The 14071-nt window shown below is 62.9% G+C and carries 13 protein-coding genes; 12 read left to right on the top strand and 1 reads right to left on the bottom strand.

The annotated features are described in order from the left end of the window. Nucleotides 1-40 precede the first annotated feature (40 nt). The 12 genes from NKI70_RS05055 to ftsH all read left to right on the top strand — a co-directional run bounded on the left by NKI70_RS05055 (nucleotide 41) and on the right by ftsH (nucleotide 11987). On the top strand, nucleotides 41-325 hold the full coding sequence (locus NKI70_RS05055; RefSeq protein ID WP_023678000.1) for an AbrB/MazE/SpoVT family DNA-binding domain-containing protein: 285 nt from the start codon (nucleotides 41-43) through the stop codon (nucleotides 323-325). A gap of 46 nt (nucleotides 326-371) precedes the next feature. Beyond that, a complete protein-coding gene (gene ruvB / locus NKI70_RS05050) occupies nucleotides 372-1412 on the top strand; it encodes a Holliday junction branch migration DNA helicase RuvB (RefSeq protein WP_023677999.1) in 1041 nt (346 codons plus the stop codon). Between the two features lie 127 nt (nucleotides 1413-1539). Further along, on the top strand, nucleotides 1540-2010 hold the full coding sequence (gene ybgC / locus NKI70_RS05045; RefSeq protein WP_023677998.1) for a tol-pal system-associated acyl-CoA thioesterase: 471 nt from the start codon (nucleotides 1540-1542) through the stop codon (nucleotides 2008-2010). Nucleotides 2011-2306: 296 nt separating this feature from the next. Continuing rightward, a complete protein-coding gene (gene tolQ / locus NKI70_RS05040; RefSeq protein WP_023677997.1) occupies nucleotides 2307-3017 on the top strand; it encodes a protein TolQ in 711 nt (236 codons plus the stop codon). A 9-nt stretch (nucleotides 3018-3026) separates the two neighbouring features. Beyond that, nucleotides 3027-3485: a protein TolR gene (gene tolR / locus NKI70_RS05035; protein WP_023677996.1), complete on the top strand. Its 459-nt coding sequence runs from the start codon at nucleotides 3027-3029 to the stop codon at nucleotides 3483-3485. Nucleotides 3486-3492: 7 nt separating this feature from the next. Continuing rightward, nucleotides 3493-4659 carry a cell envelope integrity protein TolA gene (gene tolA, locus NKI70_RS05030; RefSeq protein WP_352589956.1) on the top strand — a complete coding sequence of 389 codons (1167 nt, stop codon included), beginning with the start codon at nucleotides 3493-3495 and terminating at the stop codon, nucleotides 4657-4659. Nucleotides 4660-4687: 28 nt separating this feature from the next. Then, nucleotides 4688-5998 carry a Tol-Pal system beta propeller repeat protein TolB gene (gene tolB / locus NKI70_RS05025; protein WP_352589953.1) on the top strand — a complete coding sequence of 437 codons (1311 nt, stop codon included), beginning with the start codon at nucleotides 4688-4690 and terminating at the stop codon, nucleotides 5996-5998. A 53-nt stretch (nucleotides 5999-6051) separates the two neighbouring features. Beyond that, nucleotides 6052-6429 carry a four helix bundle protein gene (locus NKI70_RS05020; protein WP_352450823.1) on the top strand — a complete coding sequence of 126 codons (378 nt, stop codon included), beginning with the start codon at nucleotides 6052-6054 and terminating at the stop codon, nucleotides 6427-6429. 233 nt (nucleotides 6430-6662) lie between these two features. Further along, nucleotides 6663-7169, top strand: a complete 507-nt coding sequence (gene pal, locus NKI70_RS05015) for a peptidoglycan-associated lipoprotein Pal (protein ID WP_023677992.1) — start codon at nucleotides 6663-6665, stop codon at nucleotides 7167-7169. Nucleotides 7170-7357: 188 nt separating this feature from the next. Then, nucleotides 7358-8467, top strand: a complete 1110-nt coding sequence (gene ybgF / locus NKI70_RS05010; RefSeq protein ID WP_352589950.1) for a tol-pal system protein YbgF — start codon at nucleotides 7358-7360, stop codon at nucleotides 8465-8467. A gap of 57 nt (nucleotides 8468-8524) precedes the next feature. After that, nucleotides 8525-9955, top strand: coding sequence for a tRNA lysidine(34) synthetase TilS (gene tilS / locus NKI70_RS05005; protein WP_023677990.1), 1431 nt, complete (start codon nucleotides 8525-8527; stop codon nucleotides 9953-9955). A gap of 106 nt (nucleotides 9956-10061) precedes the next feature. After that, complete coding sequence (ftsH, locus tag NKI70_RS05000) at nucleotides 10062-11987, top strand: ATP-dependent zinc metalloprotease FtsH (RefSeq protein WP_023677989.1); 1926 nt, start codon at nucleotides 10062-10064, stop codon at nucleotides 11985-11987. 588 nt (nucleotides 11988-12575) lie between these two features. Here ftsH and NKI70_RS04995 read toward each other — a convergent pair. Continuing rightward, nucleotides 12576-13238 (bottom strand): hypothetical protein, encoded by a 663-nt coding sequence (locus NKI70_RS04995; protein WP_502897737.1) that lies wholly within the window; start codon nucleotides 13236-13238, stop codon nucleotides 12576-12578. Nucleotides 13239-14071: the final 833 nt, after the last annotated feature.

The raw sequence follows: 14071 nt of genomic DNA, 5'->3' as shown, positions 1-14071 counted from the left end.
GACGTTGCCCGACAAATAAATTCCGACTAGGAACAAGAGCATGGTCGGATATGCAAGCTTGACCTCCAGGGGGCAGCTTACGATTCCAAAGAAAGTCCGGAACGAGTTGTCGCTCAAGTCAGGCGATACTGTTGCGTGGACGGTCGTGGATGGTCTCCTGATAGGAACGCCGCGCAATCTCGAATTTGCCGACCTCGCTGGATTTCTAGGCGATCCACCTGACGGGCCTGCTGCGCTGGAACAGATCGACGCGGTGGTAAGAGATGCAGTGGGCCGCCATGTTGTTGGCGAGGAGCACGGCGACGAACGAGAGGGTGCCGGGTGACGTTGATCGGTATCGATACAAACTTTTTCTTTCGGGCGGTATGCGCATGAGCCTTTCGCCACGCCTCATTGCTCCCGACAGACGCGGCGAGGACGCCGAGCAGACCTTGCGGCCGCAGACGCTTGGCGACTTCGTCGGCCAGGCGGCGGTGCGGGCCAATCTCAAAGTGTTCATCGAGGCCGCCAAGGGGCGCAGCGAAGCGCTCGACCATGTGCTGTTCGTCGGCCCGCCCGGCCTCGGCAAGACGACGCTGGCGCAAATCATGGCGCGCGAGCTCGGCGTGAATTTCCGCTCGACCTCGGGTCCGGTCATCGCCAAGGCCGGTGATCTGGCGGCGCTGCTCACCAACCTCGAAGACCGCGACGTGCTGTTCATCGATGAGATCCACCGGCTCAACCCGGCGGTCGAGGAAATCCTCTATCCGGCGATGGAGGATTTCCAGCTCGACCTGATCATCGGCGAGGGGCCGGCGGCGCGCTCGGTCAAGATCGACCTGGCCCGCTTCACGCTTGTCGCCGCCACCACCCGGCTCGGCCTGTTGACCAACCCGCTGCGCGACCGCTTCGGCATTCCGGTGCGGCTCAATTTCTACTCGGTCGAGGAACTCGAGCAGATCGTGCGGCGTGGCGCCCGCATCCTTGCCATGCCGCTCGGCGACGACGGTGCTTTGGAGATCGCCCGGAGGGCGCGCGGCACGCCGCGCATCGCCGGCCGGCTGTTGCGCCGAGTGCGCGACTTCGCCAGCGTTGCCGGCGACGGCCATGTCGACCGCAAGGTCGCCGACGAGGCGCTGACGCGGCTGGAGGTCGACGGGCTCGGCCTCGACGCGCTCGACCGCCGTTATCTGTCGATGATCGCACGGAATTTCGGCGGCGGGCCGGTCGGCATCGAGACCATCGCGGCCGGGCTTTCCGAGCCACGCGATGCCATCGAGGACATCATCGAACCCTTTCTGATCCAGCAAGGCTTCATCATGCGTACCCCGCGCGGCCGCGTGCTGGCGGCCAATGCCTGGCGGCATCTCGGCCTCGACGCGCCAAAGGACCTGGCGCAGCAGCAGATCAGCCTGTTCCAGGAAGAACCCTAAGTTCCGCTACCTATGGCTCGGTGCTGGCAGTTCCCCGGCCCAGCCCTCCAGGTCTTGATCATCGCCGGTCTATGCGCAAAACAGGTGTTGCTTGAAACAGGGCCTGTCGGGCCAAAAGGACAGCGCAATGGACGATCACGGTGAATCGGCATTGTCCGCCGGACTTTCCGGCGCGCTGACGGAATTCGGCCATCGACTGATGGCGCGGGTCTATTATGCAGACACCGATTTTTCCGGCGTCGTCTACCACGCGCGCTATCTCGAATTCTTCGAGCGCGGCCGGTCCGACTATCTGCGGCTGGCCGGCGTCCACCACACCGAGCTTGCCGACGGCAAGCATGGCGAGAAAATAGTCTGGGTGGTGCGGCGCATGGAGATCGATTTCCGCGGTTCGGCCCGCATGGATGACATCCTGACCATCGATACGCGCACCGACGAGATTTCCGGCGCCCGCATCGTCATGGCGCAGCAATTGAAGCGCGGCAGCGAAGTGCTGGTCGAGGCGCGTGTCGAAGCGGCGATCGTCGGCGAGAACGGGCGGCCGCGGCGCTTTCCCAAGGACTGGATCGCAGCCTTCATGCCCAGAACGCGCAAATAAAGGTTCAGAGGCGGACGATCCCGGAGCTCCCGGTCCAGGCCAGAATCGCGAGGCGGCCTATCAGGGCGCGGCAATGCGCCGCGCTGTACGTCCTAACCCATCCTTAACCATAACGGTCCATGAAGGGATTGGTTAAGATTGGGAGAATCCAAGCGCCTTCCTTTCACCAATATTTGCCCCGAAAAGGCCGCCAACGGTGCATTTGGGGTTATTCCGCAAGCCTAACGCGAACGGACCACAAGGGATGCCCATGGGCCAGCCGCCAGCCACGCCCGGAAAATCTTTAAGGACGTAACATGGAAAACATCGCTCTCGCCGAACCGGGCGCGCATTTATCGATTTGGGCCTTGTTCATGCAGGCCGGTTGGGTGGTCAAGCTGGTCATGATCGGGCTGCTTGGTGCCTCGATCTGGACCTGGGCGATCATCGTCGACAAGCTCGTCGCCTATGCCCGCATGCGGCTGGCGCTCAACCGCTTCGAACAGGTGTTCTGGTCGGGGCAGTCGCTGGAAGAGCTTTACCGCACGCTCGCCGACCGCAAGACGACCGGCATGAGCGCGATCTTCGTCGCCGCCATGCGCGAATGGAAGAAGAGCTTCGAGAAAGGCGCGAAATCGCCACTCGGCCTGCAGACCCGCATCGACAAAGCGATGGATCTGGCGCTGACCCGCGAGATGGAAAAGCTTGAAGGGCGGCTCGGCTTTCTCGCCACCACCGGCTCGGCGGCGCCCTTCATCGGCCTGTTTGGCACGGTTATCGGCATCATGACCTCGTTCCAGGCGATCGCCGCCTCGAAGAACACCAGCCTATCGGTGGTCGCGCCCGGCATCGCCGAAGCGCTGCTGGCGACGGCCATCGGCCTGCTCGCCGCAATCCCGGCCGTCATCGCCTACAACAAGCTGTCGTCCGACGCGAGCAAGATCGCGGTGCGCATGGAAGGGTTCGCGGATGAGTTCTCCGCCATACTCTCGCGCCAAATCGATGAAAAAGTCGCGCAGAAGGCTTGAGGAACGATCATGGGAATGTCTGTAGGCGCGGGTGGCGGAGGGCGCGGTGGTCGAGGCCACAGGCGGCGCGGCCGCCATCACGCGATGATATCGGAAATCAATGTCACGCCGATGGTCGACGTGATGCTGGTGCTGCTGATCATCTTCATGGTCGCCGCACCCATGTTGACGGTCGGCGTGCCGGTCACCCTGCCGGAGACGAAGGCCAAGGCGATGAACGCCGATACCCAGCCGATTACGATTACGATCGACGGCACAGGCAAGATCTTCGTGCAGGAGACCGAAATCCCGCAGGAGGAGCTGATCGCCAAGCTGAAGGCGATTTCTAAGACCGGCTACGAAGAGCGCATTTACGTCAAGGGCGACAAGACCACCAATTATGGCGACGCGATGGTGGTGATGGGTCTCATCCAGGACGCAGGCTACAAGAACCTCGGCCTGATTACACTGCCGAAACAGGATCAATAAACGCGAGATGAGGACCGGCCTCACCACATCGGTGATCTTGCATACGGTGGCGATCGCCTTCGGGCTGTTCACGCTGTCGGCGCCGGCTGCGCTTCCGTCGTCCGATGTCGAGTCGGTCGCAGTGGACATTGTGCCGATGGAGGCCGTCTCGCAGGTTTTGCAGGGCGACAAGAAAGCCGTGATGCACGAAAAGCCGGCGCCGCTGCCGACACAGCGTCCCGACATCGTGCCCGATGCCCAGAAAGTCGGCGAGAACAGCATCGATACCGACAAGCCGCCGACGCCTGAGGCCAAGCCCAAGCCGGTCGATATGACGGCGGCTCCGCCACCTGCGCCGACGCCGGTCGAAAAGCCCAAGCCCGAGGACGTGCCGAAGCCGCCGGAAAAGCCGAAGCCTATTCCCGCAACGGAGGTGGCGCCGGTGCCGCAGCCGAAGGAAGAGGTCAAGCTCGAACCGGTCAAGCAGACCGATCCCAAGCCGACGCCGGCCAAGGAGCCGACGCCCACGCCGCCGCAGGACAAGACCGCCGCGATCGATCCGCAGCCCGAGGTCAAGCCGGATGCCGTCGCCGAGGCGATTGCCAAGCAACCGCCGACCGAGGAGGCGCAGCTTCCGGACTCGGCGCCGGCGCCCGAGGCTCGGCCGAAGCCGCAGCCGGCCCAGGCTGAAAGCGCGAAGGCGCCGGAGCGCAAGGACACCGACAAGCCGGTCAAGGAAGCCTCGTCCAGGCCGAAATCGGACGACAAGCAATTCAATGCAGATGAGATTTCGGCGCTGCTCGACAAGCAGAAACCGTCCGGCGGCGGCGCCAAGCGCTCGACCCAGCAGGCTTCGCTCGGCGGCGAGAAGAACCAAGGCACCAAGCTCTCGCAGAGCGAGCTTGATGGCCTGAAGGCCCAGATCAAACGCTGCTGGAGTGTGACACCCGGCACATTCGATGGCGACAGCCAAAAAGTCACCATCAGGATGAAGCTCACGCAAAATGGCGAGATCGACGGCGCTCCGGAAGTCGGATCCGCGGGCGATGGCTCAATGGGCTCCCGAGTCGCCTCGGAAGCAGCGCGGCGCGCAGTGCTGCGATGTGCGCCCTACAATCTGCCCGTCGCAAAATATGACGGCGAGCTGGGATGGAACGAGGTCGAGGTCAATTTCATCCCCAGCGACATGTATTGATTGCCGAGAGAACAACGAGGCTGAACGAATGAAGAAGTTGCTTACGACGCTGATGCTGATCGGCACGATTGCGACCGCCATGAGCGGGCTCGCCACGCTGCCGGCAATGGCGTTGGTCCAACTCGACTTGACCCAACCCAATATCGAGCCTCTGCCGATTGCCATCACCGACTTTCAATCGGGCGACGCATTGGGCGCGGAGATATCGGGGATCGTCATCGACGATTTGAAGCGCTCGGGCCTGTTTGCTCCGATCGACAAGAGCGCCTTCATTGAAAAGATCTCCAACCCGGATGCCACGCCCCGCTTCGAGGACTGGAAGGTAATCAACGCCCAGGCTTTGGTCACCGGCAGCGTCGGCAAGGAAGCCGACGGCCGTGTCCGCGCCCAGTACCGGCTGTGGGACGCCTTTGCCGGCCAGCAGCTCTCGGGCGAACAGTTCTTCGCCAACGACGCCAATACTAGGCGCGTCGGCCATATCATCGCCGATGCGATCTACGAGCGGCTGACCGGCGAGAAGGGCTATTTCGACACGCGCGTCGTCTTCATCGACGAGTCCGGTGCCAAGAATGCGCGCAAGAAGCGGCTTGCCATCATGGACCAGGACGGCGCCAACGTCCGGTACCTGTCGAACGGCAAATCGATCGTGTTGACGCCGCGCTTCTCGCCGAACCGGCAGGAAATCACCTACATGTCCTATGAAAGCGGCCAACCGCGGGTGTATCTTTTGCAGATCGAGACGGGGCAGCGCGAGCTGGTCGGCAATTTCCCCGGCATGACGTTTGCGCCGCGCTTTTCGCCGGACGGCCAGAAGGTGATCATGAGCCTGCTGCGCGATGACGGCAATTCCAACATCTTCGCCATGGATCTGAGAAGCCGCTCGACGACCAGGCTCACCAACTCGACCGCCATCGACACCTCACCGTCCTACTCGCCTGACGGTAGCAAGGTGGTGTTCACCTCGGATCGCGGCGGCCGCGCGCAGATCTACGTGATGGGCGCCGACGGCTCGGGCCAGACCCGCATCTCGTTCGGCGACGGCGTCTATTCGACGCCGGTGTGGTCGCCGCGCGGCGATCTCATCGCCTTCACCAAGCAGACCGGCGGCGAATTCCAGATCGGCGTCATGCGCACCGACGGTTCGGGTGAGCGCATCCTGTCCACCGGCTTTCAGCAGGAAGGGCCGACCTGGGCGCCCAACGGCCGGGTGCTGATGTTCTTCCGCGATTCCAATGGCGGACCAAAACTTGTTTCGGTCGATCTCACCGGCCGCAACGAACAGTCGATCCCGACGGCGAACTTCGCCTCGGATCCGGCCTGGTCGCCGCTGCTGGAGTAGGCGGGAAGAGGAATTGAGGAAATGAGGAATTGAAGAACTGAAGAACTGAGGAGATGGAGAAGCCGGGGCGCTACGTTGAGCGCGCGAGGGACCTGGAGGTCTACAAACGCGCCTACGCGGTTTCTCTTGAGGTGCATAGAGCCACGCTTGCTTTTCCGAAAATTGAGCAATACGCGCTAGCCGATCAATTGCGTCGCTCGAGTAAGGCAATCTGCGCCAATTTAGCTGAGGGATTTGCCAAGCAGAGCCATTCCAAAGCCGAATTCGCTCGCTTCGTTTCGATGGCGGTGGGGTCATGCAGCGAAGTGGAGACGTGGATATGTTACGCGTTCGATCTTGAATACATCACGCAGTCCCAACTCGACGCCTGGCGGCAATCTTATGCCCAAATCCATGGGATGCTCGTGAGCCTCAGAGAGAAGCTGACGTAATTCCTTTTCTTCAATTCCTCAGTTCTTCAGTTCCTCAATTCCCTCTTTTTCATGTTTTGGCCGCATTTCCGCCTACGGTCCGCGCTCATTGTCGCCTTTGAGTAGCCCTCGGCAGAACGGTTGCGGACGGCAGCCGAAAACCAAATTTTAACCGTGTTTCTTGAGCGCTGGTTAACCCAAACGTGGTTACTGGACGATCAATGAAATCACTCGAATTGCGAAGGAGAGGCGGCATGGGCCGTATCGCAGCACTTACCACAAACCCGGTCATGATCGCGCTGGTCGCTATGCTCGCGATCACCGGTTGCGCCTCGAAGAAGACGCCGAACAGCGCCGCCGATCTCGGCCTCAATGGCGCCGGCGCGGCAACGCCCGGGTCGGCCCAGGACTTTACCGTCAACATCGGCGACCGGATCTTCTTCGATACCGATTCGTCCTCGATCCGCGCCGATGCGCAGACGACGCTGTCGCGCCAGGCGCAGTGGCTGAACCAGTACAAGCAGTATGCCATCGTCATCGAAGGCCATGCCGACGAGCGCGGCACGCGCGAATACAATCTGGCGCTCGGCGCCCGCCGTGCTGCCGCCACACGCGACTTCCTGGTCGCCAAGGGTGTTTCGGCGCAGCGCCTGAAGACCATTTCCTACGGCAAGGAGCGTCCGGTCGCGGTTTGCGACGACATCTCCTGCTGGTCGCAGAACCGCCGCGCCGTAACCACGCTGGGCGGCGCCGGTTCTTGATCGGCATAAATGCAACACTTGGTGCGAAAGGCGGCCAAAAGGCCGCCTTTTTCATATCTGCTCGCTCCAAACAAAATTTGGCCGAAGTCTCACGTCCTGTTAAGAGCCGAGAGCGTCTGGCTAGTCCCCAGTTGACTGGTCTACTTCGAATGAGAGGCGCGCAACAATGGTTTCACGGCGAGAGGCACATGCATTTCAGATCGGTCTTGAGCGGCACGCTTGCGCTGCTGCTCGTATCAAGTATCGCGGCACTTGCTGACGGGGCAAACGGCACCGGGCAGTCATCGGAAAGCGGTTTTTCCTTCCACCTGCCGACGATCAAACTGCCCGGCATTTTCGGCGAAAAGAAAAAGCCGGATCAGGTTCAATTCGCGCAACAGGATGGCACCGGCACTCCGGCGCTGGAGGAACAGCTCCGGCAGATGAATGGCAAGATCGAGGAACTCAATTTCCAGGTCCTGCAGATGCAGGAGCAGATCCGCAAGCAGCAGGAAGACAACGAATTCCGCTTCCAGCAGTTGGAAGGCGGTCCGCAAGGCGCGCAGCAGCCGGCCGAGCAGAAGAAGTCCGAGGCGGCGCCTAGCAGCGACAGCCCCAACGGCGACAGTAACGTGGCGGAGGCGCCGGGGACGCCGGCTCCGGCCGATGCGGGCAAGGCGGCAGACGGCGACAAGAGCGTCGAGGACGTCATCGTCGAATCGCCCAACGGCGATCCCGGCAAGCTGATCCCCGGCGCGCCGCCCAAGACGTTCGGCACCATCACCGTCGACAAAAACGGCAATGTCGTCGAAGCCGACGGCAATGCGCAAGCGAATGCGCCGCAGCAGAATACGGCCCCAGCCAACGGCGCCAGCGCAGCCGGCAACAAGGCCGGTAAATCCGATGATACGGTGGTCGCGGCACTCCCGTCGACCAACGATCCGGAGGAGCTTTACCGCAACTCTTACCAGTTCATCCTGTCGGGCGACTACAGCACCGCCGAACAGGGCTTCCGCGACCATATCGCCCGTTTTCCCAAGGACGCCAAAGCGGCGGACGCGCATTACTGGCTTGGTGAATCGCTGCTCGGCCAGCAGAAATACCGCGATGCGGCCGAGACTTTCCTCGCTGCCAGCAAGGACTATCCCAAGGCCAAGAAAGCGCCGGACATGCTGCTGAAGCTCGGCGTTTCACTGGTCGGGCTGAAGCAGCGCGACGTGGCCTGTGCCACCTTCAGCGAGATCGGCAAGCGCTACCCCGATATTTCCGGCGCGCTCAAGGAGCGGGTCAAGCAGGAAAGGGCGCTCGCGGCGTGCTAGTTTTTCCGTTGCATGTCGTTGCCCCAAAACCGGGCCCACTTTTGGACGACATGCATGATGCTCGACACCGAGCCTGACCTTCCGGATTTTTCGCGGATCGACTTTTCCAACGGCGCTGTTGCGGCCGTGTCCGGCGGCAGCGACTCGACCGCCCTTCTCCTCCTCCTCAAAGCCCATCTCGACCGTAACGCCCCGGCAACGAAATTGCTGGCGGTAACGATCGATCATCAATTGCGGCCGCAAGCGGCAGCGGAAGCGCAAGCCGTGGCCAGGCTGTGCGCGGCGCGCGGCATTGCCCATCGCGTCCTCGCCTGGTCGGGGCACAAACCATCGACCGGCCTGCCTGCCGCCGCGCGCGAAGCCCGATACCGGCTGCTCGCCGAGGCCGCCGAAGCGGCAGGCATCGGCCTGATCCTGACCGGCCACACCGCCGACGACCAGGCCGAGACCGTGCTGATGCGGCAAGCACGTGACGACGGGCCAGGTGAGGAGAGGCCGCGCGACGAAGGGCGGGGCCTTGCCGGCATGGCGCCGGCAACCCTCTACGATTGGCGGCACTGGATCGTGCGGCCGCTGCTCGGCGTGCGGCGTGCTGAGCTGCGCGAATTGCTGCAACGCGAACAGGTCGCCTGGATCGAAGATCCGACCAATGCCGACACTGCTTTCGAGCGGCCGCGCGTCCGCGCAGCACTTGTTGAAGGCGACGATGCGCCTCGCATGGCTGAAGCTATGGCGCTGGCCAGAAAGGCGGCGGCCGAGCGTGAGCAGCTGGGCAATCGCGCGGCCATGCTGATCCGCAGCTTGGCCTCCAGGCCGGCCGCCGGCCTCGTCCGCCTCGATCGGGATTTTGCGACGGCCGCCGACAGCCGGACGGCCATTTATGCGCTGCGCATCCTGCTGGCGGCGACCGGCGGCACCGCCTTCCTTCCCGACCAGGCCCGCAGCGAAGCCCTTTTCGGCCGGTTCCGCACCGGGCCGCTTTGTGCCACATTGTCGCGGACCGTGATCGATGCCCGGCGTACCGGCATCTTTCTGCACCGCGAATTGCGGGATCTGCCGCCCGCTGTTGCGGTTTCCGACAATGCCCTGTGGGACGGCCGCAGACGGATCACATTGGGCGACAGTTCAGGTGCATTGTTGATCGCGCCGCCGTTGGTGGCACCGCTCGGGGCGGCTCTTGCCGCAAAGCGGGCAATTGAAGGGCATGGCACGCCGGCAAGCCTTGTACGTGCCGCCCTGGCCGCCGAGCCGGCGCTCTGGCGGGACGGCGAATGCCTTGGTTTGCTCGGGGAAGGCCCGGGTTTGCCCGGGGAAGGCCCGATGCCGGCGGCTGTCGCCGCATATCCGGCAGTCGCGCCCTTCGCCCGTTTCCTGCCGTCCTTCGATCTGGCGCCGGCCGATGCCGTCGCCGCGTTGCTTGGCGCGGCGCCCGTTCCAGCCGTGCCATTCGGCGGCCACAGTGCCGGCCTACCACGGGCGAAAGCTTAACCGAGACCTGCTGTTATGCTTGGCAAGGGGGAACGCTCTCCCTATGTTAGGGCCAAGTTTCCTCTCACGACGCGTGTCCGCCCAGCGGGCGCCAACGGGACAATTGATGAATCCGAATTATCGCAACCTCGCGCTCTGGGCGATCATAGCGGTCCTGCTCATCGCGCTCTTCAATCTTTTCCAGACGCCGCAGACGCGTGGAGCCTCGAGCGATGTTCCCTATTCGCAGTTCCTGCAGGAAGTCGCGGCGGGACGGATCAAGTCGGTGACCATCGCCGGCGCCCGTATCTCCGGCAATTACACGGACAGTTCCAACGGCTTCCAGACCTATTCGCCTGGGGACCCGTCGCTGGTTTCGCGCCTGCAGGACAAGAACGTCACCATCAATGCGCGTCCTGAATCCGACGGCTCCAATTCGCTGTTCGGCACCCTGATCTCCTGGCTGCCGATGATCCTCATCCTCGGCGTCTGGATATTCTTCATGCGCCAGATGCAGTCCGGTTCCGGCCGCGCCATGGGCTTCGGCAAGTCGAAGGCCAAGCTTTTGACCGAAGCACATGGCCGCGTCACCTTCCAGGACGTCGCCGGCGTCGACGAAGCCAAGGAAGATCTGGAAGAGATCGTCGAGTTCCTGCGCGACCCGCAGAAATTCCAGCGGCTCGGCGGCAAGATCCCGCGCGGCGTGCTGCTCGTCGGTCCTCCCGGAACCGGCAAGACGCTGCTCGCCCGCTCGGTCGCGGGTGAAGCCAACGTGCCGTTCTTCACCATTTCGGGCTCGGACTTCGTCGAGATGTTCGTCGGCGTAGGCGCAAGCCGCGTCCGCGACATGTTCGACCAAGCCAAGAAGAATGCGCCTTGCATCATCTTCATCGACGAAATCGACGCGGTCGGCCGCCATCGCGGCGCCGGCCTCGGCGGCGGCAATGATGAACGCGAGCAGACGCTGAACCAGCTGCTGGTCGAGATGGATGGCTTCGAATCCAACGAAAGCATCATCCTGATCGCCGCCACCAACCGGCCAGACGTGCTCGATCCGGCGCTGCTGAGGCCGGGCCGCTTCGACCGCCAGGTGGTGGTGCCGAACCCCGACATCGTCGGCCGCGAGAAGATCCTGAAAGTGCATGTGCGCAACGTGCCGCTGGCGCCCAATGTCGACCTCAAGGTGATCGCGCGCGGCACGCCGGGCTTTTCCGGCGCCGACCTGATGAACCTGGTCAACGAATCCGCCCTGATGGCGGCGCGGCGCAACAAGCGCCTCGTCACCATGGCCGAATTCGAGGACGCCAAGGACAAGATCATGATGGGCGCCGAGCGCCGCTCGTCGGCGATGACACAGGCCGAGAAGGAGCTGACCGCCTATCACGAGGCCGGTCATGCCATCCTGGCACTCAACGTGCCGTCGGCCGATCCGCTGCACAAGGCGACCATCATCCCGCGCGGCCGGGCACTCGGCATGGTCATGCAGCTGCCGGAAGGCGACCGCTATTCGATGAGCTACAAATACATGATCTCGCGCCTCGCCATCATGATGGGCGGCCGTGTCGCCGAGGAGTTCAAGTTCGGCAAGGAGAACATCACCTCCGGCGCCTCCTCCGATATCGAGCAGGCGACCAAGCTGGCGCGTGCCATGGTGACGCGCTGGGGCTTCTCCGACAAGCTCGGCCATGTCGCCTATGGCGACAACCAGGAGGAGGTGTTCCTCGGCCATTCGGTGGCGCGCACGCAGAATATCTCGGAAGAGACGGCGCAGATCATCGACGCCGAAGTGCGCCGGCTGATCGACGAGGCCTATTCGACGGCAAGGTCCATCCTGACCAAGAAAAAGAAGGAATGGATCGCGCTGGCGCAGGGCCTGCTCGAATACGAGACGCTGTCCGGCGAGGAGATCAAGCAGCTGATCGCCGGCAATAAGCCCGCGCGCGACCTTGGCGACGACACGCCGCCGAGCCGCGGCTCGGCCGTGCCGAAGTCCGGCCGCCGCAAGAAGGGCCCCGAGCCCGAAGGCGGCATGGAACCCCAGCCATCAAGCTAGGCTCCGGCCCAGGACAGATCGACTTCGAAACGCCGCGGCTCTAACCGCGGCGTTTTCTCTTGGGGAATGCGACCCTTCCTGCATCGCTGGAAATTGGCGAAAGTGACGATAACGGCCAATCTCCCCCCTCGTGGGGGAGATGTCCGGCAGGACAGAGAGGGGCGCGAAGGAATGGGGCCTTCTATCGTCCTCGTTGACGACTTCGGGAAGATTGACAAGGCGCGCCGGAGAATGAAGTTCGCATTTTTTGCCGACGGCGCCACATTTTGTTCTTGCTTTGTGCCGGCAGGTATGCTACTAATTTGAGTATGGTGCCAATTGGCGCCGCCGACCCGCCCACGGAGGCGGGTTTTTTTATTTCAGGCTCCTTCGACCCGACGTGGCGCGTGCTGGCGACCATCGATGTCGGCGGGACAGTGCCCTGGACAGTGCCCCTCTGTCCTGCCGGACATCTCCCCCGCACGAGGGGGAGATTGCTAGTCTAGAGCGGCGGCCGATGCCGCCTCTTCTGAACGCGCGGCAGCATGCAACAAAAAAGCCCGCGAACCTTGCGGCTCGCGGGCTCATGTCGTCGGATGGTGGCGCCGGTCAGCTCTTCAGCTTGGCGTTGCAGAGGCTGTAGAAGCCGCCGCCTTTCTGGATCCACCTGAGGCCGCCCAGCGTGTTGGCGTCCTTGTTGGCGTAGTAGAGGTCGAGGCAGGTGTGCATGCGGCCCTTGGCCGGGGTCTCGGTTGCATACTTCTTGGAGACCGCCGTCGGGAATTTCACACCCTGGGGGGCGGTGATCGTCGGCGGTTGCGGATCGCCGGTGTACTTGGCGTCGGGAGCCGGCAGGGTGTCGTCGTCGGCTGCGCCGGCGCCGCATTGGCTCTTGCGGAAGTCGTTCCACTTCATGCCATTCAGCGTGTTGCCGGTCTTGGCAGCCTGATATTTGGCGCTGCAATCCGCCATGCTGAGGCCTTTGCCGGTATCGGTCGCGGCGGCTGTCGTCGCCTTGGCAGGTGCCGCGGCAGGCTGTGCGGCTGCAGTTGCGCCGGCGGCGCATTCACTCTTGCGGAAGTCGTTCCATTTCATGCCGTTGAGCGTGCCGGCAGCCTTGGCGGCCTGGTATTTGGTGCTGCATTCCTTGGCCGTCAGCCCAGGCGCCGCGTCATCGCTGCTGGTCGCCGCTGCTTTGGTCGTGGCGGCGGGTTGTGCGGCTGCCGTCGCGCCGGCGGCGCACTGGGTCTTGCGGAAATCGTTCCACTTCATGCCGTTGAGCGTGCCGGCAGCCTTGGCGGCCTGGTATTTGGTGCTGCACTCCTTCGCCGTCAGGCCCGGCGCCGCATCGTCGGCGGCGGCTGCCTTGGTCGTGTCGGCGGCCTTGGCCGTGGCTTTGGCTGGGGCGGGATCGTTCGTAGCAGCGGTGGCATCGGTGCCGCATTGGGCCTTGCGGAACTGGTTCCAGTTCTGCCCGCCAAGCGTTCCCGCATCCTTGGCCGCGTTATACTTGGTGCTGCACTCGGCCATGGTCAGCGCATTGGCAGGCGCCGCCAGGAATAAGGTCGCGACGGCAAGACCCGTCAAAGTGGCAAGTCGGTGGATGAGCATGCTTGTTCTCCCTACGGCGGTTCATGATATGTCCCAGTGCAGCAATAGCGCTCAACGGCTGGTTGCGCCAGATGCTAAGTAGCGTAGAGACAAATTTAGAAGTGCATTCTTTTCTTTAAGGTGATGAATTCGTTGCCGGGACTGTCTCCCGGCCAAGTTCGTCCGGGTGCATTGCACGGAGAGCGCGCATATGGCTGGTTCCCAGCGAGGACACTGCGTCGCATGACAGCCAGTCAAATCGGCGCGTGCGGCGGACCTGAGCCTACCGCTGTCTGGAGCAGCACGATGCGGATTCGGGTTCAAGGCCACACTGCCACAGACCAAAGGATACAGCTGAGGTTTGAGTTGACGTTTCTGATGCTGCTGCCGCAACAAGGGCTCGGAACTTGAAAATCAACACACTAGCGTGACGCAAAACACACAAAACAATAATTTTCTAAGGATTGGTCGTCCATAATCATACAATGTGATGACGGGGCTTGGGCCATTTTATG

Origin of the sequence: Mesorhizobium sp. M0500 (genome assembly GCF_040321165.1) — a bacterium.
Lineage (GTDB): Bacteria > Pseudomonadota > Alphaproteobacteria > Rhizobiales > Rhizobiaceae > Mesorhizobium.
Note: the sequence above shows the minus strand (reverse complement) of the source record. Positions and strands in the feature narration are given on the sequence as shown.

Excerpts from the sequence above, each read along its gene's own strand:
- NKI70_RS05055 (WP_023678000.1), top strand. The coding sequence starts at position 41 with ATGGTCGGATATGCAAGCTTGACCTCCAGGGGGCAGCTTACGATTCCA.
- ruvB (WP_023677999.1), top strand. The coding sequence starts at position 372 with ATGAGCCTTTCGCCACGCCTCATTGCTCCCGACAGACGCGGCGAGGAC.
- ybgC (WP_023677998.1), top strand. The coding sequence starts at position 1,540 with ATGGACGATCACGGTGAATCGGCATTGTCCGCCGGACTTTCCGGCGCG.
- tolQ (WP_023677997.1), top strand. The coding sequence starts at position 2,307 with ATGGAAAACATCGCTCTCGCCGAACCGGGCGCGCATTTATCGATTTGG.
- tolR (WP_023677996.1), top strand. The coding sequence starts at position 3,027 with ATGGGAATGTCTGTAGGCGCGGGTGGCGGAGGGCGCGGTGGTCGAGGC.
- tolA (WP_352589956.1), top strand. The coding sequence starts at position 3,493 with ATGAGGACCGGCCTCACCACATCGGTGATCTTGCATACGGTGGCGATC.
- tolB (WP_352589953.1), top strand. The coding sequence starts at position 4,688 with ATGAAGAAGTTGCTTACGACGCTGATGCTGATCGGCACGATTGCGACC.
- NKI70_RS05020 (WP_352450823.1), top strand. The coding sequence starts at position 6,052 with ATGGAGAAGCCGGGGCGCTACGTTGAGCGCGCGAGGGACCTGGAGGTC.
- pal (WP_023677992.1), top strand. The coding sequence starts at position 6,663 with ATGGGCCGTATCGCAGCACTTACCACAAACCCGGTCATGATCGCGCTG.
- ybgF (WP_352589950.1), top strand. The coding sequence starts at position 7,358 with ATGCATTTCAGATCGGTCTTGAGCGGCACGCTTGCGCTGCTGCTCGTA.
- tilS (WP_023677990.1), top strand. The coding sequence starts at position 8,525 with ATGCTCGACACCGAGCCTGACCTTCCGGATTTTTCGCGGATCGACTTT.
- ftsH (WP_023677989.1), top strand. The coding sequence starts at position 10,062 with ATGAATCCGAATTATCGCAACCTCGCGCTCTGGGCGATCATAGCGGTC.
- NKI70_RS04995 (WP_502897737.1), bottom strand. The coding sequence starts at position 13,238 with ATGAAGTGGAACGATTTCCGCAAGACCCAGTGCGCCGCCGGCGCGACG.